This window comes from Mesorhizobium sp. M1A.T.Ca.IN.004.03.1.1 (assembly GCF_003997555.1).
Lineage (GTDB): Bacteria > Pseudomonadota > Alphaproteobacteria > Rhizobiales > Rhizobiaceae > Mesorhizobium.
The window spans coordinates 431,699-456,963 of the sequence record NZ_RZTV01000004.1; the positions used below are offsets into that span (position 1 = coordinate 431,699).

Annotated in this window: 28 protein-coding genes; 19 read left to right on the plus strand and 9 right to left on the minus strand. The window is 65.1% G+C overall.

The window, feature by feature from the left end; genetic code table 11:
* Nucleotides 1–3 precede the first annotated feature (3 nt).
* Complete coding sequence (locus EOD29_RS16060) at nt 4–921, plus strand: polyprenyl synthetase family protein (protein WP_095799817.1); 918 nt, start codon at nt 4–6, stop codon at nt 919–921.
* A gap of 37 nt (nt 922–958) precedes the next feature.
* On the opposite strand, the gene EOD29_RS16065 is transcribed toward EOD29_RS16060, so the two are convergent.
* On the minus strand, nt 959–1,882 hold the full coding sequence (locus EOD29_RS16065) for an SMP-30/gluconolactonase/LRE family protein (protein WP_127247181.1): 924 nt from the start codon (nt 1,880–1,882) through the stop codon (nt 959–961).
* Nucleotides 1,883–2,015: 133 nt separating this feature from the next.
* Between EOD29_RS16065 and EOD29_RS16070 the strand changes: the two genes are divergently transcribed.
* The 3 genes from EOD29_RS16070 to EOD29_RS16080 are packed head-to-tail and all read left to right on the plus strand — an operon-like array spanning nt 2,016 to nt 5,712.
* Nucleotides 2,016–3,509 (plus strand): sugar ABC transporter ATP-binding protein, encoded by a 1,494-nt coding sequence (locus EOD29_RS16070; RefSeq protein WP_095799815.1) that lies wholly within the window; start codon nt 2,016–2,018, stop codon nt 3,507–3,509.
* Between the two features lie 9 nt (nt 3,510–3,518).
* Nucleotides 3,519–4,601 (plus strand): ABC transporter permease, encoded by a 1,083-nt coding sequence (locus EOD29_RS16075; RefSeq protein WP_095799814.1) that lies wholly within the window; start codon nt 3,519–3,521, stop codon nt 4,599–4,601.
* A gap of 13 nt (nt 4,602–4,614) precedes the next feature.
* On the plus strand, nt 4,615–5,712 hold the full coding sequence (locus tag EOD29_RS16080; RefSeq protein WP_127247182.1) for a substrate-binding domain-containing protein: 1,098 nt from the start codon (nt 4,615–4,617) through the stop codon (nt 5,710–5,712).
* Between the two features lie 66 nt (nt 5,713–5,778).
* Here EOD29_RS16080 and EOD29_RS16085 read toward each other — a convergent pair whose 3' ends face one another.
* The 3 genes from EOD29_RS16085 to EOD29_RS16095 form a co-directional block, all read right to left on the minus strand.
* Nucleotides 5,779–6,771: a LacI family DNA-binding transcriptional regulator gene (locus tag EOD29_RS16085; RefSeq protein ID WP_082953666.1), complete on the minus strand. Its 993-nt coding sequence runs from the start codon at nt 6,769–6,771 to the stop codon at nt 5,779–5,781.
* Between the two features lie 75 nt (nt 6,772–6,846).
* A complete protein-coding gene (locus EOD29_RS16090) occupies nt 6,847–7,881 on the minus strand; it encodes an L-idonate 5-dehydrogenase (protein WP_127247183.1) in 1,035 nt (344 codons plus the stop codon).
* Nucleotides 7,882–7,942: 61 nt separating this feature from the next.
* Nucleotides 7,943–8,890, minus strand: a complete 948-nt coding sequence (locus tag EOD29_RS16095) for a 2-hydroxyacid dehydrogenase (protein ID WP_127247184.1) — start codon at nt 8,888–8,890, stop codon at nt 7,943–7,945.
* Nucleotides 8,891–8,968: 78 nt separating this feature from the next.
* Between EOD29_RS16095 and EOD29_RS16100 the strand changes: the two genes are divergently transcribed.
* The 5 genes from EOD29_RS16100 to EOD29_RS16120 all read left to right on the plus strand — a co-directional run bounded on the left by EOD29_RS16100 (nt 8,969) and on the right by EOD29_RS16120 (nt 13,907).
* Entirely contained in the window at nt 8,969–9,724 is a 756-nt protein-coding gene (locus EOD29_RS16100) for an SDR family oxidoreductase (RefSeq protein ID WP_127247185.1), read from the plus strand.
* A complete protein-coding gene (locus tag EOD29_RS16105; protein ID WP_095799811.1) occupies nt 9,693–10,229 on the plus strand; it encodes a gluconokinase in 537 nt (178 codons plus the stop codon). The genes EOD29_RS16100 and EOD29_RS16105 overlap by 32 nt, the downstream gene beginning before the upstream one ends.
* Entirely contained in the window at nt 10,226–11,113 is an 888-nt protein-coding gene (locus EOD29_RS16110) for an NAD(P)-dependent oxidoreductase (RefSeq protein WP_127247186.1), read from the plus strand. Before EOD29_RS16105 ends, EOD29_RS16110 begins: the two co-directional genes overlap by 4 nt.
* Entirely contained in the window at nt 11,110–11,451 is a 342-nt protein-coding gene (locus EOD29_RS16115; RefSeq protein ID WP_127241079.1) for a hypothetical protein, read from the plus strand. Before EOD29_RS16110 ends, EOD29_RS16115 begins: the two co-directional genes overlap by 4 nt.
* A 125-nt stretch (nt 11,452–11,576) precedes the next feature.
* Nucleotides 11,577–13,907: a response regulator gene (locus EOD29_RS16120; protein WP_127247187.1), complete on the plus strand. Its 2,331-nt coding sequence runs from the start codon at nt 11,577–11,579 to the stop codon at nt 13,905–13,907.
* 1 nt (nt 13,908) lies between these two features.
* Here the strand turns inward: EOD29_RS16120 and EOD29_RS16125 are convergent, their stop codons facing one another.
* From EOD29_RS16125 to EOD29_RS16135, 3 genes are all read right to left on the minus strand, one after another.
* Complete coding sequence (locus EOD29_RS16125) at nt 13,909–14,769, minus strand: lytic transglycosylase domain-containing protein (RefSeq protein ID WP_095799807.1); 861 nt, start codon at nt 14,767–14,769, stop codon at nt 13,909–13,911.
* A gap of 3 nt (nt 14,770–14,772) precedes the next feature.
* Nucleotides 14,773–16,023, minus strand: a complete 1,251-nt coding sequence (gene ispG / locus EOD29_RS16130; RefSeq protein ID WP_127215242.1) for a flavodoxin-dependent (E)-4-hydroxy-3-methylbut-2-enyl-diphosphate synthase — start codon at nt 16,021–16,023, stop codon at nt 14,773–14,775.
* A 254-nt stretch (nt 16,024–16,277) separates the two neighbouring features.
* Nucleotides 16,278–16,457 carry a YdcH family protein gene (locus tag EOD29_RS16135; RefSeq protein WP_040998838.1) on the minus strand — a complete coding sequence of 60 codons (180 nt, stop codon included), beginning with the start codon at nt 16,455–16,457 and terminating at the stop codon, nt 16,278–16,280.
* Between the two features lie 234 nt (nt 16,458–16,691).
* Between EOD29_RS16135 and EOD29_RS16140 the strand changes: the two genes are divergently transcribed.
* Nucleotides 16,692–16,895 carry a DUF465 domain-containing protein gene (locus EOD29_RS16140; RefSeq protein WP_067001951.1) on the plus strand — a complete coding sequence of 68 codons (204 nt, stop codon included), beginning with the start codon at nt 16,692–16,694 and terminating at the stop codon, nt 16,893–16,895.
* A gap of 24 nt (nt 16,896–16,919) precedes the next feature.
* On the opposite strand, the gene EOD29_RS16145 is transcribed toward EOD29_RS16140, so the two are convergent.
* Nucleotides 16,920–17,720 carry an IclR family transcriptional regulator gene (locus tag EOD29_RS16145; protein ID WP_127247188.1) on the minus strand — a complete coding sequence of 267 codons (801 nt, stop codon included), beginning with the start codon at nt 17,718–17,720 and terminating at the stop codon, nt 16,920–16,922.
* A gap of 163 nt (nt 17,721–17,883) precedes the next feature.
* On the opposite strand from EOD29_RS16145, the gene EOD29_RS16150 reads away from it, so the two are divergent.
* The 8 genes from EOD29_RS16150 (at nt 17,884) to EOD29_RS16185 (ending at nt 24,336) form a co-directional block, all read left to right on the plus strand.
* Nucleotides 17,884–18,714, plus strand: a complete 831-nt coding sequence (locus EOD29_RS16150) for a transporter substrate-binding domain-containing protein (RefSeq protein ID WP_206520471.1) — start codon at nt 17,884–17,886, stop codon at nt 18,712–18,714.
* A 123-nt stretch (nt 18,715–18,837) separates the two neighbouring features.
* Nucleotides 18,838–19,503 carry an amino acid ABC transporter permease gene (locus tag EOD29_RS16155; protein WP_067319366.1) on the plus strand — a complete coding sequence of 222 codons (666 nt, stop codon included), beginning with the start codon at nt 18,838–18,840 and terminating at the stop codon, nt 19,501–19,503.
* Nucleotides 19,503–20,153 (plus strand): amino acid ABC transporter permease, encoded by a 651-nt coding sequence (locus EOD29_RS16160; protein WP_067001941.1) that lies wholly within the window; start codon nt 19,503–19,505, stop codon nt 20,151–20,153. Before EOD29_RS16155 ends, EOD29_RS16160 begins: the two co-directional genes overlap by 1 nt.
* Nucleotides 20,154–20,157: 4 nt before the next feature.
* Nucleotides 20,158–20,952 carry an amino acid ABC transporter ATP-binding protein gene (locus tag EOD29_RS16165; protein ID WP_067319368.1) on the plus strand — a complete coding sequence of 265 codons (795 nt, stop codon included), beginning with the start codon at nt 20,158–20,160 and terminating at the stop codon, nt 20,950–20,952.
* Between the two features lie 37 nt (nt 20,953–20,989).
* Nucleotides 20,990–21,451 (plus strand): RidA family protein, encoded by a 462-nt coding sequence (locus EOD29_RS16170; protein ID WP_067001934.1) that lies wholly within the window; start codon nt 20,990–20,992, stop codon nt 21,449–21,451.
* A 17-nt stretch (nt 21,452–21,468) separates the two neighbouring features.
* Entirely contained in the window at nt 21,469–22,674 is a 1,206-nt protein-coding gene (locus tag EOD29_RS16175; protein WP_127247190.1) for an aminotransferase class V-fold PLP-dependent enzyme, read from the plus strand.
* Between the two features lie 91 nt (nt 22,675–22,765).
* On the plus strand, nt 22,766–23,263 hold the full coding sequence (purE, locus tag EOD29_RS16180) for a 5-(carboxyamino)imidazole ribonucleotide mutase (protein ID WP_095778130.1): 498 nt from the start codon (nt 22,766–22,768) through the stop codon (nt 23,261–23,263).
* Entirely contained in the window at nt 23,260–24,336 is a 1,077-nt protein-coding gene (locus EOD29_RS16185) for a 5-(carboxyamino)imidazole ribonucleotide synthase (protein WP_127247191.1), read from the plus strand. The genes purE and EOD29_RS16185 overlap by 4 nt, the downstream gene beginning before the upstream one ends.
* A gap of 6 nt (nt 24,337–24,342) precedes the next feature.
* Here the strand turns inward: EOD29_RS16185 and EOD29_RS16190 are convergent, their stop codons facing one another.
* Entirely contained in the window at nt 24,343–24,759 is a 417-nt protein-coding gene (locus EOD29_RS16190) for a lysozyme inhibitor LprI family protein (protein WP_067319373.1), read from the minus strand.
* A gap of 335 nt (nt 24,760–25,094) precedes the next feature.
* On the opposite strand from EOD29_RS16190, the gene ykgO reads away from it, so the two are divergent.
* Nucleotides 25,095–25,220 carry a type B 50S ribosomal protein L36 gene (ykgO, locus tag EOD29_RS16195; protein ID WP_040974291.1) on the plus strand — a complete coding sequence of 42 codons (126 nt, stop codon included), beginning with the start codon at nt 25,095–25,097 and terminating at the stop codon, nt 25,218–25,220.
* The last annotated feature ends 45 nt before the right edge of the window (nt 25,221–25,265 follow it).

The window sequence follows — 25,265 nt, forward strand, 5'->3', positions numbered from 1 at the left end:
GCCATGTTGAAAGACGACCAGGTGGCCTTCGAATCCGCGCTTTTTACGCGCGCCGCAGCAGTCGAGGTCCTGCTGCGGCAGGTCTTCGACGCGCCTCTGCTCTCCGGCGAGATCGCACGGCCGGAACGCCTGATGGCGGCGATGCGCCACGGCGTGCTCAACGGCGGCAAGCGGCTCCGACCTTTTCTGGTGGTGGAAAGCGCGGCGCTGTTTTCGGCAAATGACGAGGCGGCGCTGCGCGTCGCCGCCGCGCTCGAATGCGTGCATTGCTATTCGCTGATCCATGACGATCTTCCTGCCATGGACGACGACGATCTGCGCCGCGGCCAGCCGACGGTGCACAAAGCTTTCGACGAGGCAACCGCGATCCTTGCCGGCGACGCGCTCTTGACTTTGGCCTTCGACATCATCGCCGACGAGGCGACCGCGTTGCCGGCCGAGCGGCGGGCGGCGCTGGTGCTGGCGCTCGCCCGCGCCGCCGGAACCGGCGGCATGGTCGGCGGCCAGACGCTCGACCTCGAGGCCGAGCGCAAGCGGCCGGACGAGGCCGGCATCATCCGTCTGCAGGCGATGAAGACAGGCGCGCTGATCCGTTTTGCCTGCGAAGCAGGCGCCATCATCGCCGGCGCATCCGCCGTCGACCGTGAAAGGCTGGCGGAGTTCGGCTCGGCGATCGGTCTTGCCTTCCAGCTAGCCGACGACCTGCTCGATCTCACCGCCGACGCAAAGCAGATGGGCAAGGCGACCAAGAAGGACGCCGCTGCCGGCAAGGCCACACTTGCCGCGCTGCACGGCGCCGATTGGGCACGCGAGCAGCTTCACGGCCTCATCGACCAGGCTCATGCACTGCTGGAGCCCTATGGCGAGCAGGCGGATTTGCTGAAGGCGGCGGCAACGTTTGTCGCCACGCGGAGCAGCTGAGACCGCAGCCGACGTCGCGGAGCTCAGGTCGCGGCTTTCACCCCCGCCCCGCGGCGTTCGCCACCACGAAAGCCGCGTAAAGCGACTGCCGCGCCGTGATGAACAAGCGATTGCGCTTGGGACCGCCGAAAGTCAGGTTGGCCACCGTCTCCGGGATGCGGATCTTGCCGATCAGCGTGCCGTCTGGATCGAAGCAGTGGACGCCGTCGCCGGCCCCTGCCCAGACGCGGCCGGTCGTGTCCACCCTGAACCCGTCGAACAGACCGGCCGTGCAGGTGGTGAAAACGCCGAGTTCGCGCAGATTGTTGCCCTCGACAGCGAACTTGCGGATGTGCCTTGGCCCGTCCTTCTGATGCGTGACGCCTGTGTCGCCGACATAGAGGATCGTCTCATCCGGGGAGAAGGCGAGGCCGTTGGGTTTTGCCATAGTCGAGACAACTCGCGTTACCTCACCGGTTGCAGGATCGGCACGATAGACATGACATCCCTCGATCTCTTGCTCGGCGCGGTCGCCCTCGTAGTCGGTGGCGATGCCGTAGGGCGGGTCGGAAAACCATACCGTGCCATCCGAGCGCACCACCACATCGTTGGGCGAGTTCAAGCGCCTGCCTTCGAAGCGGTCGGCGATCACCGATATCGAGCCGTCATGCTCGGTGCGGGTGACGCGCCGCGCGCGGTGCTCGCAGGTGACAAGCCGCCCTTGGAAATCGACGGTGTTGCCGTTGGCGTTGTTTGAGGGCGAGCGGAAGACCGAGACCGCGCCGCTGGTGTCGTCGTAGCGCATGATGCGGTCATTCGGGATGTCGGAGAAAAGAAGATACCGGCCGGCGGCGAACCACGCCGGGCCCTCGAGCCAGCGCCCGCCGGTCCACAGCCGCTCGACCGCAACGTGACCGACGAAACACCGCTCGAACCGCTCGTCGAGAACTTCGAACCCGGCGCCTTCAATGTCTCCGAACATGGTACTTCTCCGCGAAAACCGCCTCATCGATAGCCGGCGCGTTGACCCATTTTCAAGACTTGACCTGCACAAATGTTAGCGATAACATCCGTCCCAATTCAGTCATTTGCTTGGCTTGGGAGGAGGCCAAAAAATGCGGCCCAGGCTCATCGAATTCATCGACATCTCCAAGCGCTTTGGCGGCACCCTGGCGCTGAAGTCGGTCTCGCTCGACATCCATGAGGGCGAGATCGTCGCGCTCCTGGGCGAGAACGGCGCCGGCAAATCCACGCTGATCAAGACGCTCGCCGGCATCCACAAGCGCGACCAGGGCACGATCCGCTTTCGCGGCGAGGATTATCACCATCGCCCGCCCCGCCCCAATCAGCCGCAGAAGGTCGCCTTCATCCATCAGGACCTCGGCTTGATCGAATGGATGACCGTGGCCGAGAATGTCGGCATGGCGCAGGGTTTTTCGCGCCGCATCAGCCTTATCGACTGGCAAGACACCGAGCGCCGCGCCGAGCGCGCGCTGGCGCTGGTCGGCTGTGCCTTCGATCCGGCGACGCGAGTGCAGGACCTCTCCCGCACCGAAAAGTCTCTGGTGGCGATTGCCCGGGCTTTGGCCACCGAGGCCGACGTCTTGGTTCTCGACGAGCCGACGGCGAGCCTGCCGGCGGACGAGGTCGAGCGCCTGTTCGAGGCGCTGCGGCCGCTGCGCGAGCGCGGCGTCGGCATGATCTATGTCTCGCACCGGCTGGACGAGGTGTTCCGCATCGCCGACCGCGTCGCCGTCATGCGCGACGGCCGCATGGTCGCGGTCAAGCCGGTGGCCGAGACCACGCCGCAGGAACTGGTCGATCTCATCGTCGGCCGGCCGGCGCACCAGATGTTTGCCAAGTCGCATTGGCAGGACGGTCCGGAGCGGCTCAGGGTGGAAAACCTCACCTGCGGCAGTGTCGGTCCGGTTCGCTTCGAGGCACGGTCCGGCGAGTTGCTTGGCCTGGTCGGCCTGCGCGGCGCCGGGCAGGAAGCCGTCGGCCGCGCGCTGTTTGGGGCCGAAGCTTTCGACGGCTCGGTCTGGCTCGATGGCAAGCGCCTCGACCTGTCCTCGGTCGGCGCCGCTCTTGCCGCCGGCGTCGGACTGATTGCGCGTGACCGCACCGAGGAATCCGTGGCGCTGTCGCTCTCAGTGCGCGAGAACATGTATCTCAACCCCTCGGCCGTCGGCCGCGGGCTCTTCTCCTTTATGAAGCCGGCCCGGGAAAGCGAGCTGACGCGGGAGCTCGGCGCACGGCTAGGGCTGCGGCCCAATGACCCGCACCTGCCGATCGAGGCGCTCTCTGGCGGCAACCAGCAGAAGGTGGTCGTCGGCCGCTGGCTGGCGACGGGCCGTAAGCTTCTGATCGCCGAGGATCCGACTGCGGGCGTCGATGTCGGCGCCAAGGCCGAGATCTATCGGCTGATCGCCGCCGCGGTCGAAGCCGGGCTGGCAGTGATCGTCGTCTCCACCGATTTCGAGGAAGTCGCCCACATCTGTCACCGCGCGCTCGTCTTCTCGCACAATCGCATCGTGCGCGAGCTCGCCGGCGATGCCTTGACGACGGCGGCGCTCATCAGCGCCGCTTCCGTGTCCGAAGCCGCCTGAGGAGGATCCATGAACTCGATCAAATCGACGGCGCTGGAGCCGACCCGTTCGGAGCTCGCCGGACTGAGCTACGGCCAGAAGGCGGCGCGCTATCTGCCGGTCTACGGCCTGCCGATCCTGACGCTGCTCCTGATCCTGCTCTTCTCGCTGCTCCTGCCGCGGACGTTCCCGACGCTGCTCAATTTGCGCTCGATCGTTTCCGACAAGGCGATCATCGCGCTCTTGTCGCTGGCGGCGATGATTCCGATGGCTTCGGGCCGCATCGACCTCACCGTCGGCTACGGCATCGTGCTCTGGCACATCCTTGCCATCAGCCTGCAAACCGCATTCGGCGTGCCCTGGCCGCTCGCGGTGCTCATCGTCATCCTGCTCGGCGTGCTCACCGGCTTCATCAACGGCCTGCTGGTCGAGGTGGCGCGCATCGATTCCTTCATCGCCACACTCGGCACCGGCACGGTGCTCTACGCTTTGGCAATGTGGTACACGGGCGGCCGCCAGGTCGTCGGCGTGCTTCCCGACGGTTTCCTTTCCCTCAACGGCACCATGCTGTTCGGCCTGCCGATCACCGGCTACTACGTGGTCGTGCTGGCGCTGGTGATGTGGCTGGTGCTCGAATATATGCCGCTTGGCCGCTACCTCTACGCCATCGGCGCCAATCCGAAGGCGGCCGCGCTCAACGGCATTCCGGTGCAGAAATTCGTCATGGGGGCCTTCGTCGCCTCCGGCGCGCTCACCGCCTTGGGCGGCGTGCTGCTGGCCTCGAAGCTCAGGATCGGCCAGGCCAGTGTTGGCCTCGAATACCTGCTGCCGGCCCTGGTCGGCGCATTCCTCGGATCGACCACCATCAAGCCGGGCCGCGTCAATGTCTGGGGCACGATCGTCGGCGTCGTTATCCTCGCCGTAGGCATTTCCGGCATCCAGCAGTTCGGCGGGTCGTTCTGGGTAGAGCCGTTGTTCAACGGCGTCACCCTGCTCGTCGCGATCGGCATTGCCGGCTACGCGCAGCGGCGCCGCGGCGCGGTGGTGCCGGCATCCGCGCCCACCAGCCGACCAGCCACCAGCCAATCAACAAATACAACCGACAATGCTTAATGGGAGAAACGATATGCAGCGCAGAACAGTCCTACAGCTCGGAATTGCCTGCCTGGCGCTTGGCATCGCCTCGCCGGCGCTGGCCGACCCGATGGCCGACGCCAAAGCGGTGGTGGATAAATATGCCAGCAAGGTCGAGAAGTGGGACGGACCGACCACGGGACCGAAAGGGGCAGCCGGCAAGACCATCGTGGTGCTCGGCGCCGACATGAAGAACGGCGGCATCCTCGGCGTCACCAAGGGTGTCGAGGAAGCCGCTGCCGCCCTGGGGTGGACGGTCAAGACGCTTGACGGGGCCGGCTCCATCGGCGGCCGCACCGCTGCCTTCGGCCAGGCGCTGGCGCTCAATCCCGATGGCATCATCATCAACGGCTTCGACGCCGTCGAGCAGAAGCCGGCGATGGAGCAGGCCAATGCGGCCAAGATCCCGATGGTGGCCTGGCACGCCGCGCCGACCGTCGGCCCGATCGACGATCTCGGCATCGTCGCCAACGTCTCGACCGATCCAATGCAAGTTTCGAAGGCGGCGGCCGACTGGGCCTTTGTCGACGCCAAGGGCAAGCCCGGCGTCATCATCTTCACCGATTCCACCTACCAGATCGCTATCGCCAAGGCGGACCGGATGAAGAAGGAGATCGAGGATCTCGGCGGGAAGGTGCTCGAATATGTCGACACGCCGATCGCCGAGACCTCGCAGCGCATGCCGCAGCTCACCACCTCGCTGCTGCAGAAATACGGCGATCAATGGACCCATTCGCTGGCGATCAACGACCTCTATTTCGACTTTATGGGGCCGTCGCTCGCGGCGGCCGGCAAGTCCGGCACCGATGCGCCGATCAACGTCGCGGCGGGCGACGGTTCGGAATCGGCCTACCAGCGCATCCGCTCCGGCCAGTTCCAGAAGGTGACGGTGGCCGAGCCGCTGAACCTGCAGGGCTGGCAGCTTGTCGACGAGCTCAACCGCGCCATGGCCGGCGAGAAATGGTCGGGCTACATCTCGCCGCTGCATGTGGTGACTTCCGACAATGTCGAGTTCGACGGCGGCCCGGACAACCGTTTCGACCCGGGCAACGGCTACCGCGACCAATACAAGAAGATCTGGGGCAAATAGACGCCATCCAGAACGATCAGCGAGCGGTCGGCGATCATCCGCCGGCCGTTCGTTTTTTCCGATGCTTCAGGCCGTGTGTCGCACAACAACCCTGGGCGTCATGCCGACTACGACGCGGTCATCGAGCGCTCGCCGCCCGTTGAGCAGGTCGAGCACCAGCTCGGCGACGCGGATGCCGATCTCATGCGCGCCGACGTCGATCGTGGTGATCGAAGGCACCGACTGCTCGGCGAGATCATAGGCGCCGAAGCCGGCAATCGCCACGTCGTCCGGCACGCGGATGCCGCGTCGAACGCATTCCATCAGGGCGCCGAAGGCGGAGAGGTCGGACACGCACATCACCGCTTGTGTGTCCGGCCAGCGCGAGATCATCTCGACCATGGCGGTCGCGCCCTCGCGCATCGAGATCGGCGGCACGCCGGAGGCAATCACGCGCGAAGCGTCGAGGCCGCGGTCCTCCAGCGCCGCGACGAAGCCGCGCCGGCGGTCCAGGCCGCGGGTGTCCCGCGAGGTGTCGCCACCGATAAAGCCCAGCCTCGAATAGCCGCGCTGGACGAAATGATCGACCATCAGCCGCCCGGCATCGGCATTGGAAAAGCCGACGACGTGGCCGATGGGATCGGCTGGCAAATCCCAGGTCTCCACGACCGGAACGCCGGCATTTGCCAGCAGCTTGCGGCAGCGCGGCGTGTGCCGGCCGCCGGTGACGATGATCGCCTCCGGGCGACGCTGCAGCAATTGCCCGACCAGGCGTTCCTCCTCCTCGACATTATAGTCGGTGAAGCCGAGCAGGATCTCCAGCCCGCTGTCGCGCAGGCCCTCGGTCATGCCGCGCACCGTGTCGGCGAAGTTGGCGTTGTTGATCGAGGGGATCGTCGCGGCGACGAAGCCGGAGCGCCGCGACGACAGATTGGCGGCGATGCTGTCGAAGACATAGCCGAGCTCTTCAGCCGCCTTGAGGATGCGGTCGCGCGTATCGGCGCTGACCGAAGCGTCGCGCTTGAAAGCGCGCGACACGGTCATCGTCGAGACGTTGGCGCGATGCGCTACATCGGCCATGGTCGGCCTTTTGGGCGAAGATTGCATGGCCGTACGTTATCGATATCACGGCGGAATGCAACGCGCCGTTGCCGCTCACGCAAACGCGATCTGGACCTTCATCGCCTGGCCGCGGTCGTTGGCGAGCTCGAAGCCGGAAAGTGCTTCGTCGACCGGCACCGAGTGGGTGATCAGCGGCTTCACGTCAATCAGCCCCTTGCGCATCAGCTCGACGCCGACGGCGAATTCGGGATGGAAGCGGAACGAGCCGTTGATCGACAGTTCCTTGGCGGTCACCGTCGACATCGGCAGTGCCATCTCGGCGCCGCCGAGGCCGAGCTGGACGATGGTGCCGCGCGGACGCAGCGCCGCGATGCCATGCGCCAGCGCCGACGCCGCGCCCGAACATTCGTAGAGGATGTCGAAGGTCCCCTTGTCGGCAAGGTAGGGCGCCAAACCTTCCGGCTCGCTTCGGGTGTTGATGGTCTTGTCGGCGCCGGCGCGCATGGCCATCGACAGCGTGAAATCGGCGATGTCGACGGCGACGATCTCGGCCGCACCCGCGCGGCGCGCGCTGATGATCGACAGCAGGCCGATCGGCCCGCAGCCTGTGACCAGCACGCGCTTGCCCAGCATCTCTCCGGCCCGGCGCGTCGCGTGCAGACAGACGGCCAGCGGTTCGGCCATCGCCGCCTCGCCGGCGGTCAGCCCATCGGCCGGGACGCACTGAATCGCGTCCGCCACCAGCATTTCACGAAACGCGCCCTGGATATGCGGGAACGGCATGGCGCTGCCGTAGAAGCGCATGTTGAGGCACTGGTTGTGCATGCCCTCGCGGCAATAGCGGCAGCTGTAGCAGGGCCGCGACGGAGACACGGCGACGAGCTGTCCCGTCTGCAGTCCACTCACTCCCGGCCCGAGGCTCTCGATCACGCCGGAGACTTCGTGGCCGAGGATCATCGGCTCCTTCAGGCGCACTGTTCCGAAACCGCCGTGATTGTAGTAGTGCAGGTCGCTGCCGCAGATGCCGCCGGCGGCAAGACGCAACAGCACCTGGCCAGGCCCCGGCTTCTCGACCGGGCGGTCCTCGATGCGCAGGTCCTTGGCGGCGTGGATGACGATCGACTTCATGGCAGGCGAACTCCTCGGACTGTGCAGGCAGGCTTTGCGTGAAAACTTGCGTAAAACAATTTCACAGCACCGGCGTCAGCAACGGCTGGCCAGCAAAATGGGCGGCAAGGTTGTCGCGTACCAGCTTGCCCATCGCCTTGCGTGTCTCGATAGTGCCCGACGCATGGTGCGGCTGCAAAAGGACGTTGTCGAGCGCCAGGAACCGCGGATTGAGCTTCGGCTCGCCCTCGAAAACGTCGAGCGCGGCAGACCCGAGCGCCTTCTTCTCGAGCGCATCGAGCAGCGCCTCCTCGTCGATATTGGAGGCGCGCGAAATGTTGATCAGCATGCCGTCCTCGCCAAGCGCCGCGATCACCTCGCCATTGACGATGTGGCGCGTCGCGGCCGACGCCGCGAGCGTCACGAACAGGAAATCCGAACGGCCGGCCAGGGCGACGGGATCGGCGACGAACTCCCAGTCCGCGGCGAAATCCTTGGGCGCGACGTCGCTGTAGGCGATGTCCATGCCGAAGCCGGCCAGACGCTTGGCCACCTCATAGCCGATGCGGCCGAGGCCGAGCACGCCGGCCCGCCGGCCCCAGACTCGGCGCTTCAGCGGGTAAAGGCCTTTAGAGGCCCAACTGCCGTCGCGCACCCAGCGCTCGGCGCCGATCATGCCGCGCGACAGGCACAGCATCATGGCGATGCCGAGATCGGCGACGTCGTTGGTCAACACATCAGGCGTATTGGTGACCCGCACGCCGCGCTCTCGGCACGCCGACAGATCGACCGCGTCGAAGCCGACGCCGTAGACCGAGACGACCTCGAGTGCCGGGCAGGCCTCGATCATGGCGCGGTTCGCGCCGAGTTCGCCGCGGGTGGCGATGGCGCGGACCTGCGGCCCGACGTCGGCGAGGAAGGACGGCTTGTCCTCGGCCGCAAAATAACGATGCACCACGAAGGCTTCGTTGAGCGGCACCTCGTCCCATGCGGGATAAGGTCCAACCTGAAGGATATGGGGCCGCTGCATCGGTTTTCGCTCCACTGGACTTGACAGCTGATGTTATCGATAACATAAAGCGGATAGCGACGAGAGGCAATCGAGAAAATGTCGTCCACCTTGTTCGATCTCACCGGGCGCACCGCGCTCATCACCGGCTCCTCGCAAGGCATCGGCCTTGCATTGGCAAAGGGGCTCGCCGGCGCCGGGGCCAAAGTGGTCCTCAACGGCCGCGACGAGGCAAAACTCGCCGTTGCGGCCGCGCAAATCCCCGGCGCTGCGACGCTCGCTTTCGATGCGACCGACCATGATGCGGTACGCGCCGCCATCGATGCGTTCGAGCAGGCTCAAGGAGCGATCGACGTCCTCGTCAACAATGCCGGCATGCAGTTCCGTACGCCGCTCGAGGACTTTCCCGCCGACGCGTTCGAGCGCCTGCTGCAGACCAATGTCGCCAGCGTCTTCCATGTCGGCCAGGCTGTGGCGCGCCACATGATCCGGCGCGGCCGCGGCAAGATCATCAACATCGCCAGCGTGCAGACCGCGCTCGCCCGGCCGGGGATCGCGCCCTACACGGCGACCAAGGGCGCGGTCGGCAATCTCACCAAGGGCATGGCGACCGACTGGGCCAGGCACGGCCTGCAATGCAACGCCATCGCGCCCGGTTATTTCGACACGCCGCTCAATGCGGCCCTTGTCGCCGACCCGGCCTTCAGCGCCTGGCTTGAAAAGCGCACGCCGGCTGGCCGCTGGGGCAAGGTCGAAGAACTGGTCGGCGCCTGCGTCTTCCTGGCGTCCGACGCCTCTTCCTTTGTCAACGGACATGTCCTCTATGTCGATGGCGGCATCACAGCTTCGATCTGACCTGCCGCCGCGCATGGTCGTCATGGGCGTCACCGGTTCGGGCAAGACGACGGTGGGCGAGGCGCTGGCCCGTGCGATCCACGCGACGTATGTGGATGGCGACAAGCTGCACCCTGAAGCCAACATCGCCAAGATGAGCGCAGGCATTCCGCTTGACGACGCTGACAGGTGGCCATGGCTTGCGAAAGTCGGCGGAACGCTGAGGCTGCAGCCCGCACCGGTCATCGTCGGTTGTTCGGCGCTGAAGCGCGCCTATCGCGATTTCATCACCGAGCAGGCCCGCGCGCCGGTGCTGTTCATCTATCTCGATGGTTCGCGTGAACTGATTTCCCGGCGCATGAGCGAGCGCACCGGCCATTTCATGCCGACCAGCCTGCTCGACAGCCAGTTCGCGACGTTGGAAGTGCCAGGCAAGGACGAGAATGCCATCGCGGTGGCGATCGACGCACCGCTCGAAAAGATTGTCGCGGACATAACGTCCAGATTTGAGGAGCGACCGTCATGACCAACACAGTCGCGCTAATCGGTGCCGGTGCCATGGGCGGAGCGATCGGCGATCGCCTGCTCGCTACCGGCAACCGGCTCTTCGTGTTTGATCTCGACACGACCAAGGTGGAAACGCTGGTTGCGAAGGGCGCCAGCGCCGCGGCCAGCGCGGCCGCGGCCGCCGCAGCGGCCGACTTCGTCATCCTCAGCCTCAATTCCGCGGCAATCGTGCGCCGCGCCGTGTTCGGAGATGGCGGCGTCGCCGCCGGCGCGAAGCCCGGCACGCTGATCATCGACATGTCGTCTATCGACCCCGACGCGACGCGCCAGCTGGCGGCGGACGCCGGCGAAAGGAGTCTGCGCTGGGTCGACTCTCCGCTCTCGGGCGGCGCGCCGAAGGCATTGGTCGGCGAATTGACGCTGATGGCGGGCGGCGCGGCACAGGATGTCGCCGACGCCCATAAGCTGCTGCGCGACGTCGCCACCAACTATACCCATATGGGTCCGGCTGGCGCGGGCCAGACGACCAAGCTGATCAACCAGGTGCTGTGCGCCTTGAATTTCATGGCTGTGGCGGAAGCGACGCGGCTGGCGCTGGACGCCGGTGTCGACGCGCTCAAGATTCCGCAGGCGCTGAAGGGCGGCCGCGCCGACAGCGCCATCCTGCAGGAATACCTGCCGCGCTTCGCCACCCGCGACTACCGCCGCACCGGCCGCATCGACAACATGGTGAAGGACCTCAACGCTGCGCAGGACCTGGCGCGGCGCACGCACACCGCAATGCCGCTGACGGCCGTCTGCGCCGAAGTGCACCGGCTGTTGACGGCCGCCGGACTGGGTGGCGAGGACCAGGCCGCTTTGATGGAATTTTTCCGACGCAAGGATGAGGAGCCCGCAGCATGATCACACGCTATGCGCTGTTTGAAGGCAAGGTGAAGGACGGCCAAACCGAAGCCTTCCGCGAGGATGTGATCAGAACCGTCCTGCCGAAGTGGAAGGCTTTCCCGGGCGCGCTAGACGTACGCGTCAGCTTTGCCGAGAAGCGCGACGACGGCGCGCCGGAATTCCCGATGATCCTGGCAATCAACTATCGCGACATGGCCGCGGTCGAGGCCGCGCTCGCGAGCCCCGCCCGCTCGGAATCTCGCGCCGCGACCGAGGCGGTGTTGGCCAAGTATTTCGAGGGACGCATTCACCACCACGTCACCATCGCCAACGAGTTTTCCCTGTCGACGGATTGACGTGCTTAAATCTGCCCCTGAGCCCTAAATGCGCAGGCAAGACAGGCAGCCGCACCAACGAAATCTTAATGTAAATCAAGCGTAATCCCGACCGTTAAAATTGTGCGTTTGGGTTGGGGTTACGCATGCCGGAGTATTCCTCCTTCATCCGGTCGATCCGGGTCCGCTATATTTCGGGATTGCTCGTCTTTGCCCTGGCCTCGGCGGCCGTCATGTTCGCGCTCAACCGCGTGAACTCATACCGCCACGAAGTCGATGCCTTGAGCGCCAATTTCGTCATCTTCTCGCGCGACCTGCGCAACGCCACCAATTTCGCCGAGACGACCGGAACCGTGTGGCGGGCTGAGACCCGCGATGGGCTGACCGCAGCCGCGCGCGGCCATTCCGAACGGCTGATGGGCGAGATCGAAATCCTGAACGCGCAGCTCGCGGCGATCAGGCCGCGGCTGTCGAAGAATACGCTCAATGCGCTCGAATCCGCTTCGGTGAACGACGATCTGTTCTGGTCGGCGCGCGACATGGTGCGCAATTTCAACCTGATGTCGGTGGCCCAGACAGTCGACGAATGGAGCTACCGCGAGATCCGCAACCAGAACGATCTTTTCGCCCAGCCGATGCTGGTTCGCGTGCGCACCGCGCTCGATGACGAGCGGCGCCTCGCCGATGCCGCCAGCGACCGGCTGCTCCTATGGGCGAGCGGTCTGCTGATCGCCGTCATCGCCATCGCCGCGGTTCTGATCTTCCGGCCGATGGAGAACGCGATCCGCCGCGCCTTCGCCGAAACCGCCGCATCGTTGTTCAAGGCCGAGGCGGCCGACCGGGCGAAATCGGAATTCCTCGCCAATATGAGCCATGAGATCCGCACGCCGATGAACGGCGTGCTCGGCATGGCCGAGCTTCTCGCCAAGACCGAGCTGACGCCGCGCCAGAAGACCTTCACCGACGTCATCGTCAAATCCGGCAACGCGCTGCTCACCATCATCAACGACATTCTCGATTTCTCGAAGATCAATGCCGGCCAGCTGACGCTCGACCCCGCCCCGTTCCGCCTGGCCGAAGCGGTCGAGGACGTGGCCACGCTGGTCTCGGCCCGCGTTGCCGAAAAGAACCTCGAGCTCATCGTGCGCGTCGACCCGCGCCTGCCTGGCTTCGTCGTCGGCGACGCCGGCCGTTTCCGCCAGATCGTTACCAACCTGCTCGGCAATGCGGTGAAGTTCACCGAGAAGGGGCATGTGCTGATCGATGTCGGCGGCGATGTGGTCGATGGGACCGTCCAGCTCAAGGTCCGCGTCGAGGACACCGGCATCGGAATCCCCGCCGAAAAGCTGCAGAGCGTGTTCGAGAAATTCGCCCAGGTCGACGGCTCGTCCACCCGTCGTCACGAAGGCACCGGGCTCGGCCTTGCCATCTCCGCCCGCCTCGTCGACCTGATGGGCGGCAAGATCGGCGTTGAAAGCGAGATCGGCCGCGGCTCGGTCTTCTGGTTCGCCGTACCGCTGCCGGCACACAAACAGCAGGCGCGCGACGAGATCGTGCCGGTCGACGTAACCGGCGCCCGCGTCCTGGTCATCGACGACAACCCGGTCAATCGCGAGATCCTGCTCGAGCAGCTGCGCAGCTGGAGCTTCGACTGCGCCGCGGCCGAAAGCGGCGCCGTCGGCCTCGCCTTTCTCGACCGCGCCTGCCAGCTCGGCGCTTCGGTCGACTGCATCATCCTTGACTACCAGATGCCCGGCATGAACGGCGCCGATGTCGCCAAGGCGATCGCCGCCGACAGCCGCCTGTCTTCCATTCCGGTCGTGCTGCTCACTTCGGTCGACCAGGTCGATTTCGGCCGACTGGTGATCGATTTCGGCATCGTCGCGCATCTCACCAAGCCGGCGCGTTCGGCGGTGCTGCTCGGCACCGTGATCTCCGCCATCCAGAAGGCGCGCACGCAAGGCGGCAAGGCGCATTTCGTGCGCGAGCCGGTCGTCGTCCAGTCGGCTCCGCCGCCCTTCACCGTCATCCGTGGTCCAGCCGTTCCGGTCCTCTCGCCCGAACCGGCGGCGGCGCCGAGCGGTCCGATCGATATCCTGATCGCCGAGGACAATGACGTGAACCAATTGGTCTTCGGCCAGATCCTCAACGGCCTCGGCCTCAGCTATCGCATTGCCGGCAATGGCCGCACCGCGGTTGAGATGTACCGCTCGCTGCGCCCGAGGCTGGTGCTGATGGACGTCTCCATGCCGGAGATGAACGGTTACGAGGCGACGCGCGCCATCCGCGCCATCGAAGGGCAGAACGGCAGCCATACGCCGATCATCGGCGTCACCGCGCATGCGCTGAAGGGCGACCGCGAAAAATGCATGGAGGCCGGCATGGATGACTACCTGCCGAAGCCGGTCTCCCCGGACCGCCTCGGCGCCAAGATCGGCACCTGGCTCAGCGAGACGGTGGCGGCGAAGACGGCTTGAGCTACCGGTTTCGCATAACCAGGCACGCCCCGCCGACGCTTTGCAGCTTATTGCAGATGCCGTTGGCCTCGGCGCGCGAGTCGGCACCGATCCTGACCGCATAGATGCCGCGCCGGCCGATCGGCGTGCGCACGCGGCTGACCACAGGATCATGGCTGCCAAGCAGGGAAGGGAATCGGCCGCGAACCCGCAACCACTGACTGATTGCGGCGGAGCGGCGGAAATTGCCGGCCACCTGGACGCCCCACGGCTTGACGTTGATCGAGGCCATGGCGACGGTCCGCGACATGATCACCGGCAGCCTGCGGCAGGCGACCGCGAAGCTCATCTTCGGATCGAGCGGCCGGATAGTGCCGGCATAGGCGGTGTCCGAGAACTTGTCGACCGGCTCGCCCATGATGTCGAAGACATAGCTTTCGGTCTCCATCGGCAGGAAGCCGCCGGAGGAGAGCCAGCGCGACACGCGGTTCTCGCCCGCATTGTAGGCGGCAGCCGCGAGGCCGAGATTGCCGTAGCCCGCCTTCATCTCGGCAAGATACTTGGCCGAGGCGGGGATCGCCTGTCCGATGTCGAACGGATCGGCAAGCCCGCGCAGCTTGGCGGTGCCCGGCATGAACTGGGCGATGCCCTCGGCGCCCACGGGGCTCACTGCATTGGGATCGAAGCGGCTCTCCTTCCAGATCAGCCGGGCGAAGAAATCCTTGGGTAGGCCATTTTGCTCGGCCTGGGTCTCGATCAGGTCACAGACGCGATTGATCAGCCGCTTTGCGGCCGATCGCGACTGCGGCGGATCGGCGAATGCCTGACCGGCAGGGATCAGCGCGCAAATCAGGATCAGTGCCGTCCTGAGCAAGCGCTGCATGGCTCATTCCGCGGCGGCTTTGCCGTGTCCGTACCGCTGCTCGATATAGTCGGCGACCATCTTTTCGAAATCCTGCGCGATCGAGGGGCCACGCAGCGTCGCCGCCTTCTTGCCGTCGATGAACACCGGCGCCGTCGGCGTCTCGCCGGTTCCGGGCAAAGATATGCCGATATCGGCGTGCTTGGATTCGCCGGGGCCGTTGACGATACAGCCCATCACCGCGACCTTGAGGTTCTCGACGCCCGGATATTTCTCGCGCCACACCGGCATGTTCTTGCGGATGTCGGCCTGGATGCTCTGGGCCAGCTCCTGGAAGACGGTGGAGGTCGTGCGGCCGCAGCCGGGGCAGGCCGCGACGATCGGCACGAACTGCCGGAAGCCCATCGTCTGCAAAAGTTCCTGCGACACCTGCACCTCGCGCGTGCGGTCGCCGTTCGGCTCCGGCGTCAGCGAGATGCGGATCGTGTCGCCGATGCCCTGCTGCAGGAGGATACCCATGGCAGCCGAGGAAGCGACGATGCCCTTGGTGCCCATGCCAGCCTCGGTCAGCCCGAGATGCAGCGCATGGTTGGAGCGGGTCGCAAGCTCGGTATAGACGGCGATCAGATCCTGGACGCCGCTCACCTTGGCCGACAGGATGATCTTGTCGCGGCCTAGCCCGATCTCTTCCGCCATCTCCGCCGACAGGATCGCCGACTGCACGATCGCCTCGCGGGTGACTTCCTGGGCGGTGAGCGGCGAGCCCCGGCCCTGGTTGTCATCCATCAGCCGGGTCAAGAGCTCCTGGTCGAGCGAGCCCCAGTTGACGCCGATGCGCACCGGCTTGTCGTATCTGATCGCCATCTCGACGATCGCGGCGAACTGGCGGTCCTTCTTTTCCTTGAAGCCGACATTGCCGGGGTTGATGCGGTATTTCGCCAGCGCCTCGGCGCAGGCCGGGTGATCGGCGAGCAGTTTGTGACCGATATAGTGGAAGTCGCCGACCAGCGGCACGTTGACGCCGAGCCATGCCAGCCGATCACGGATGCGCGGCACGGCGGCGGCGCTCTCGTCGCGGTCGACAGTGATGCGCACGATCTCCGAGCCGGCGCGATGCAGCGCCGCCACCTGGGCAACGGTTTGATCGATGTCGGCGGTATCGGTGTTGGTCATCGACTGCACGACGACCGGCGCGCCGCCGCCGACCATCACGCCGCCGACATCGACGCCGACCGATGCGCGCCGCGGGAAAGGAGAAGAAAAATATCCGGTCATGCCGGCCGCCTTCATCTGGAAGTTCCGGGCATGAGGTGGCGGAGCAAAGATGGCTTGTCAATGGCCGGTGACAGCCACGGTCCGCAAATCGGCTGCGCTTGGTTGGCGGCCGCGCGGTTCAGCAGCCCACATCGGGCTGCGGTTGCATTCCGGGAAGACTCGGGAAATTCAGCGTAAACTCACCGTACCGGCGGCATTCTTGCCACCGGTTGGGTTGCACCCGACGGGTGCGGTTTATGCTGCCTAGAGGAGTTTCAGTGTGCCGTCGGTTTCGCCTTCAGCTTTTCAATCTCGTCCTTGATTGCCAGCTTGCGCCGCTTCAGAGTGGCGATCTCGAGGTCGTCTACCGAAGGATGATTCATCGCGTCGATAAGCTCGCGCTCGATGTCGCCGTGCTTCCGCTGCAGCTCATCAAGATGGGATGCAAGAGACATGATTGGTTCTCCCTTTCATGGATTCCTCGATTGCAGCCGTCTCAGGCACGTCCACCGCAGGTCGCAACTGTGACGGCACGATGACAGTTTGCCACCAACCAATCTCGATGTCGAATGCCGCGTGGTAGCATTCCACGACAATGTGAAATGTGATATCAGCGGCGCGCCGGTCACAAACCCACCGGCCCCGCCCAAAGGCCCATCCCTGGGCGACGCATACGCAGACGGTAGATAATGTCCGAACAGGAACAGGCTGAGATACGCCTCGAATATTCCCGGCTCAAACAGGAACACGCCGATTTCGACGCCGCCATCAATGCGATGATCGCCATGGGTTGCGACCCGCTGCAGATCCAGCGCATGAAGAAGAAGAAGCTGATGCTGAAGGACCGGCTGATGGCGCTGGAAGACCGCATCATCCCCGACATCATCGCCTGACCGGCAGCTTCCTTCGCTCGACGACTACGGGATCGAAACCCGCGCGGCGCGGTCACGCAGCAGCGCGACCAGCTCGCCTGTCCGTTCTTCCGACGTGTCGATCGGAACCACCAGGCACATCGTCGCCTCGATCTTCCCGGGCGCTGAAAAGACCGGCGCCGCCAGGCATTTGGTATAGGCGTCGACAAGGCCCGACGTCACGCAGTAGCCGGTGACGCGGGCTTTCGCGATGTCGTCGATGAAGTCGTCGAGCTCGATCTTGCGGCCGTCCGGCAGCACGAGGTCGTCCCGCGAGATCATCGCCTCGATCCGGCTGCGTTCCAGGCCGGCGAGCAGCAGCCGGCCCGACGCGGTCCAAGGCAGCGGGATCTGCAGACCGGTCGCCGAGCTGATGCGGAACGGCCTGGTGCCCGGGCTCGAATGGACGATCGTGTAGCGGCCGCTCTGCAGCATGCACAGCTCCGAGGTCTCGCCCGTCTCGCGCGACAGCGTGTCGACCTCCTGCCGCCCGCGTCTGAGCAGGTCGTTGCCACGCATATAGGCCATTCCGTAGAGGTAAAGCTTCTTGCCGAAATAGACGCGGTTGCCGTCGCCGGCCATCTCCAGGAGACCGGCACCGACCAGTTCCCGAACCAGCGTGTAGGTCGTCGAGCGGGGGGCGTTGAGCCCCTTGGCCAGCTCGCCGATGCCGATCTCACGCTGCGTGGCATGCAGGAACTCCAGAATGTGCAGCGCGCGGTTGAGACCCTTTTCGCGAGAGTTCGCGGGCCTCTCTTCCTCAGAACCTGCGGCCTGCCACTCGGTCAGCGCTTCGCCATCTTGCATTGTCGATTCCCGGTGTTAGTATCTGTCTTGTACAGGATACATACGTCTCTTGTAAGAGACAATCGTATATCGATTGCTGACGCGTGTATTCATGGGGAACACACCACCAAAGGAGGTCGCCGTGAACGACACATCCGGAAGACGTGATTTTCTGAAATTGGGAATGGCCGGACTTGCTACCGCCGGCGCGCTCACCGCGATCAGCGCCGAGAAGGCCGCCGCGCAAGCCGCGTCCGACAGCGTGCTGCGGACCGCGCTCGATCGCGGCAAGCTGATCGTCGGCACCGGCAGCACCAACGCGCCGTGGCATTTCGAGAACGATGCCGGCGAGCTGGTCGGCATGGACATCACCATGGGGCGCATCCTCGCCAAGGGCCTTTTCGATGACCCGACCAAGGTCGAATTCGTCATGCAGGATCCGGCGCAGCGCATTCCGAACGTGACCACCAATAAGGTCGATATCACCATCCAGTTCATGACCATGACGGGGCAGCGCTCGCAGCTGATCCACTTCTCGCGCCCCTACTATGTCGAAGGCGTCGCGCTGCTGACGCTGCCCGGCTCCGAGAACAAGACTTTCGACAAGCTGCTGGCGAACGGCTCCGCCACGCGCATCTCGATCCTGCAGAATGTCGATGCCGAAAACTCGGTGCACTTTGCCCTGCCGCAGGCGCAAGTGATGCAGATCGACACCCAGGCCAACGTGCTGCAGGCGCTGGAATCCAAGCGTGTCGACGCCGCCGCGGTCGACCTCTCCACCGTGCGCTGGCTCGCCTCGCGCAACCCGGACAAATACTTCGACGCCGGCAAGAGCTGGTATTCGATGCTTTACGGCGCGGCCATCAGGCAGGGCGACCTCGACTGGCTGACCTACGTCAACCAGACCTTCACCATCGCCATGTTCGGCCACGAGACGGCGCTCTACGACGCTGCCTTCAAGGAATATTTCGGCCAGGAGCCGCCGCCGCGCCACCCGGGCTTCCCGGTCATCTGACGAAGCCTTCTGACTTTAGCCGGCGGAGGGACGCAACACGCGCCCTTCCGCCTGTTCTCCTCGACACGGGGTTCCTGCAGTGGCGATTTCTTTATCGTCACCACAGGCCATTGAGACGGACGCATGGGCTATACGCTCAATTTCAACCTGATCTGGCGCCATTTCGACAAGCTCTGGGGCGGACTGCTGCTCAGCCTCGAGCTTGCCGTGATCTCGATCGCCATCGGCATTGTCATCGGACTGGTACTGGCCGTCTGGTATGTCTCGGCCGGGCGTGTCGTGCGCGGCATTATCGCCTCTTACGTCGAATTCATCCGCAACGTGCCGCTGATCCTGCTGGTCTATCTGGTGTTCTACGGTCTGCCGACCGTCATCGACCTGGCCTACAGCGCGCAGACGTCCTTCGTCGCCACGCTTGCCGTCTACAGCGGCGCCTATCTCGTCGAAGTGTTCCGATCCGGCCTCGAAGCCGTGCCGCGCGGCCAGATCGATGCCGGCAAGGCGATCGGCCTTACGCCATGGCAGCGGCTTGTCCATGTGCGGCTGCCGACGATGATGCGCATCACCCTGCCGGCGCTTTCCAACACCTTCATCTCGCTGTTCAAGGACACGTCTGTCGCTTCCGTCATCTCCGTGCCCGAACTGACCTACGGCGCGCAGTGGATCAACTTCAACACCTTCCGCATCGTCGAGGTCTATCTGGTGGTGACGGCGATGTATCTGGTGACGGGTTACGCCCTGCTCTTCGCGCTCCGGCTGGTCGAGCGCTGGTATAGGACGGCGCGCTGATGCTTGGCCAGATCGCTTACGCCCTGCCGTTCCTCGCCGAAGGCTTCGCGCTGACGCTTTGGGTATCGCTGCTGGTCGTGGTGCTGTCGCTGATCGCCGGCGTTGTCCTCGGCGTTGGCCTCGTCTACGGGCCCGCACCCTTGCGCTGGGCGGTGCGGATCTTCAGCGACACCGTCCGCGGCATCCCGATCCTGGTGCTGATCTTCTTCGTCTATTACGGCCTGCCGGCCGTCGGCGTGCATCTCCAGTCCTTCTGGGCGGCGGTGCTGGCGTTGACCTTGTTCAAGACCGCGCAGGTCGTCGAATATCTGCGCGGTGCCGTCGCCTCGATCCCGAAAGGCCAATCGGAAGCGGCGATGGCGATTGGCCTGACCTTTCGCCAGCGCCTTACCTACGTGATTTTCCCGCAGGCCTTCCGCCGCTTCCTGCCGCCTTGGATCAACGGCGTCACCGACGCGGTCAAGGGCAGCGCGCTGGTCTCGCTGCTCGGCATCACCGATCTGATGCAGGCCATCAACCAGGTCATTGGCCGCACCTATGAGGCGATGCCGCTCTATATCCTCGGCGCCCTTCTCTATTTCGGCGTCAACTACGCGCTTTCGCTTGCCAGCCGACGGCTGGAGCAGCGCTTTGCCTTCATCCGGGAATAGCACAATGGCCACCACTTCCGATAACAGCCCTGCGCTTCTCGATATCGCCGAGGTCTCGAAATCCTTTGGCTCGGTCGAGGTACTGCGCTCGGTCAGCCTCAAGGTGGCGAAGGGCGAGGTGGTCGCCATCATCGGACCGTCCGGCAGCGGCAAGACCACGCTGCTGCGCTGCGTCAACTTCCTCGAAAGCTACGACAGCGGCTCGATCCGCATCGACGGCAAGGAGGTCGGTTTTCGCGACGGCGGCGCGCGCCAGCGCCGCAGCGAGCGCGACTTGGCCGCCATGCGCGCCGAGACCGGCATGGTGTTCCAGGGCTTCAACCTGTTCCCGCATCTGACGGCGGCCGGCAACATCATGCTCGGCCTCACCAAGGTACGCGGCAAGAGCAGCGCCGAGGCGCGCTCGATCGCCGAGCACTGGTTGGGTCGTGTCGGTCTCGCCCACAAGGCCGACAGCCTGCCCGCCGAGCTTTCCGGCGGCCAGCAGCAGCGTGTCGGCATCGCCCGCGCCGTCGCCATGGAGCCGAAGATCCTGCTGCTCGACGAGATCACCTCGGCCCTCGATCCGGAACTCGTCGGCGAGGTTCTGGCCGTGGTGAAAAGCCTCGCCGAGGACGGCATGACCATGGTGATGGTGACGCATGAGATGGCTTTCGCCCGCGACGCCTCAAGCCGCATCGTCTTCATGGCCGACGGCGGCGTCAGTGCCGTCGGGCCGCCGAAGGAGGTGCTTGCCGCGGAGACCACGAACGAGCGCCTGCGGACTTTTTTGGCGCGCTTCCGCGCCTCGCAATTCTGACATCGGATGGCAAATGCCATCCAAGGAGCATTCTTCCATGACGCCTTACACCCGGCTCGCCGAACTCGGCCTGACGCTGCCCGAGCCGCCAACGCCCATCGCCAACTTCGTCACTCATGCCGAGAGCGGCCGGCTGATCTTCCTCTCGGGCCAGGGGCCGCTGCGCGCCGATGGCACGCTTTGCACCGGCAAGGTCGGCGAGGACGTCACCGTCGAACAGGCCTATGAGCATGCCCGGCTCACCGGCCTCAACCTGCTTGCCGTCATGCACGCGGCGGCGGGCGACCTCGGGCGCATCGTGCGCGTCGTCAAGCTGCTCGGCTTCGTCAATGCGACGCCGACCTTCAGCGATCACCCGAAGGTGGTCAATGGCTGCTCCGATCTCTTCGCCGATGTCTTCGACAAGATCGGCGGCCACGCGCGCTCGGCGATCGGTGTCGGCTCGCTGCCTGGAAACATCACCGTCGAAATCGAAGCGGTCGTCGAGATCGCCGCCTGACACTGGGATCTGCTGCCATGAAAACCTATTCCGAGAACGGCTCCAACACCACGATCCGCGAGCGGCTGGGACTCCGTCCGATCATCAACGTCTCGGGCACGATGACGACGCTCGGCGCTTCCATCATCGTCCCGGAAGCGATCAGCGCCATGGCCGAGATCGCCTCGCAATGGGTGGAGATGGACGATTTGCAGCGCGCCGCGAGCGCAGTCGTCGCCCGTCTCACCGGCAGCGAGGCCGGCTTCATCACCGCCTGCTGCGCCTCAGGCATCACAATGGCGATCGCCGGCGCGATGACCGGCACCAACCTGCTGGCCATCGAACGGCTGCCCGACGACACCGAAGGGCTGAAATCGGAGGTCGTCATCCAGCTCGGCCATATCGTCAATTACGGCGCGCCGATCGATCAGTCGATCCGCGTGGCCGGCGCCAAGGTCATTCCGGCGGGCACCGTCAGCGTCACGCAGGATTACCACGTGCGCGAGGCGATCAACGAGCGCACGGCGGCCGCGCTTTACGTCGTCGCCCACCACACGGTGCAGTACGGCATGCTTTCGCTGGAGGAGTTCTGCGAGATCTGCCACGCCAAGAATGTGCCGGTGATCGTCGATGCCGCTTCGGAATACGATCTGCGGACCTTCCTCGCGCGCGGCGCCGACATCGTCGTCTACAGCGGCCACAAATTCCTGAGTGGCCCGACCAGCGGCATCGTCACCGGCCGCAAGGACCTGGTGCGCGCCGCCTATCTGCAGAATCGCGGCGTCGCGCGGGCCATGAAGGTCGGCAAGGAAAGCATCGCCGGCACCATGGCGGCGCTCGACGCTTGGGAAAAGCGCGACCATGCCGGCATTCGCCGGCGCGAAGAGGCGGCGCTCGATCTGTGGAAGGATGCGCTGCAAGGCATTCCGGGCATCGGCGCTGAGATCGTGCCCGACCCAACCGCCAACCCGCTCGACCGCCTGCAGGTCTTCGTCCGTCCGGAGAGCCGCTTCACCGCCGCGGGCCTAGCCTCGGCTTTGGCCGCCGGCTCACCGCCCGTCATCGTGCGCAACCATGAGGTCGAGCGCGGACACTTCTTCCTCGACCCGTGCAACCTGCATCCCGGCGAGGCCGAGATCGTCGCCGAGCGGCTGCGCGCGGTTCTGACCGCGAAGGAGCGTCCCGCGGATGCGATGAAAGCGGCGCGCAAGGATTCATCCGGGGCGCTGCGCTGGCCGGACTAGACCTCGCCACCGTCGGCCCACAGCCGCGACAATCCTTGCGGCTGCCGGCGAATTCCGCTAAGGCGCGCCTTTGCCGCCGGGAGCGAAAACCTTGACCGATCAGCGTGCCGACGTCGCCATCATCATGGGCAGCCAGTCCGACTGGGCGACGATGCGCCAGGCGGCGGAAACGCTGGATGCGCTGGGCATCCCGCACAAAAAACTGATCGTCTCGGCACACCGCACGCCGGACCGCCTCTATGAATTCGCCAAGGGCGCCAAGGCGGCCGGCTACAAGGTCATTATCGCCGGCGCCGGCGGCGCGGCGCACCTGCCCGGCATGACGGCGGCGATGACGCCGCTGCCCGTCTTCGGCGTGCCGGTGGAATCCAAGGCGTTGTCCGGCCAGGATTCCCTGCTCTCCATCGTGCAGATGCCGGCCGGCATTCCGGTCGGCACGTTAGCGATCGGCAAGGCCGGTGCCGCCAACGCCGCCCTTCTGGCCGCGGCCGTCCTGGCGCTGAGCGATGAAAAACTCGCCGCCCGCCTCGATGCCTGGCGCACCGCACAGACCGCCAAGGTCGCCACCGAACCGGCAGATACCCCGTGAGTCTGGCCCCGGGATCGACCATCGGCATCATCGGCGGCGGCCAGCTTGGCCGCATGCTGGCTATGGCAGCCGCTCGCCTTGGCTACCGCACGGTCGTGCTGGAGCCGGAGGCCGATTGCCCGGCGGCGCAGGTCGCCAACCGGCAGATCGTCGCCGCCTATGACGATCCGGCGGCCCTTGCCGAACTGGCCGGCGCCAGCGCTGTCGTCACTTACGAATTCGAGAACGTCCCGGTTCAAGCGGCGCAGACACTCGCGGCGCGCGTTCCCGTCTGTCCGCCGGCCCGCGCGCTGGAAATCGCGCAGGATCGCGTGACCGAAAAAAGCTTCCTGAACGGCATCGGCGTTCCCACAGCCGAATTCTGCCCAGTGGACAATGACGAGCAGCTGACGGCCGCGCTGAAGAAATTCAGCGGCAGCGGCGTGCTGAAGACGCGCCGCATGGGCTATGACGGCAAAGGCCAGCGCGTCTTCCGCAACATGGAGACCGGCGGCTTTGCCGGCACCTGCGAGGCGATGGGCAATGTGCCGCTGATCCTCGAATCGCTGGTCGCTTTCGAGCGCGAGATTTCGGTGATTGCCGCGCGCGGGCAGGACGGCTCGGTTGCAGCCTACGATCCAGCCGAGAATATCCATCGCGAAGGCATATTGCGAACGTCGACATTGCCGGCCGCCATCGCACCGGACACCGCATCGGCGGCGAAGCAAGCGGCAGCAAAAATCCTTGCGGCGCTCGACTATGTCGGCGTCATCGGCGTCGAGTTCTTCGTCCTCGCCGACGGTTCGCTTTTAGCCAATGAGCTCGCGCCGCGTGTCCACAATTCCGGCCACTGGACGGAAGCCGCCTGCATCGTTTCGCAGTTCGAACAGCATATCCGCGCCGTCGCCGGCCTGCCGCTGGGCTCGCCTGCACGGCATTCCGACTGTGTCATGGAAAACCTGATCGGCGATGACATGCTGAAGGTTCCGGCGCTGCTCGCCGAGCCCGGCCTGATGCTGCATCTCTACGGCAAGGCCGAGTCGCGGTCCGGCCGCAAGATGGGCCATTTCACGCGCATTGAGCGTCGGCGCTAACGCCGGCTACTGCACGTCTTCGTCCTCGTCCGGGCTGGCGCAGCTCGGATCGCCTTCCTGGCAGTTGGGGCCAAAGGTGAGTTGCTTGGTGCGCTCCGTGGTCAGCTCCGTCAGGCATTGCGAAACCTCCATCGGGTGGATGGAACCGCCCTCGCTGTCGGCGGTCGAATAGGCGCATTCGGCGTCGCGGAAGGCGATCCAGGCGCGCTGTGCGGTCTGCAGCAACTTGTTGGCCTTCTCGTCATTGCGGCCGACAATATCCTTGTAGGCGGCGTTGAGCTTGGCATCGGCCGCCTGATAATCGGCATTGGCGCAGATATTCATCATCGACTGGCTGTCGTCGCTGCGATCGCAGTCCTCGGCCCATGCAGCCGGAACCGTCGCGATGAGGACAAGGCATGCGGGCAGAAAGAGACGGCGCATGATAAGACTCCGTTTCGCTGAGAGCATCTGCAACCTAGAGGAATCGCTTGGCGTCGCAGAAATGCGGCTAAACAAATAGACATAACCGGAGGGGACCTATGTCCCGCTCTGGCGTGGCCCGCAACATTCCAGCCGCCTCTGAGTCGCGCAATGCCGCGCGTTACCTATGGCGAATATTTGATCAGCGCACCATTTGCGGCATAAGAGCCGCCCGCTTGCGGTTGACACGGGCAAGGCTCCTCGTTTATGAGCCACGCAAGTTCAAGGCGCGCTTTTTTCGGGCGCGCCTTTAAAATTCGGCCCGGGACCGGGCCCCCGACCGAACAGGCAAGACCATGAAGATCAAGAACTCGCTCAAGGCGCTCAAGGCGCGTCACCGCGACAACCGGCTGGTTCGCCGCAAGGGACGCATCTACATCATCAACAAGACCGCTCCGCGCTACAAGGCGCGCCAGGGCTGAGACTTGCGCGCGGCGCTAAGCGCCGCGCCGCTGATGTCGACTGCC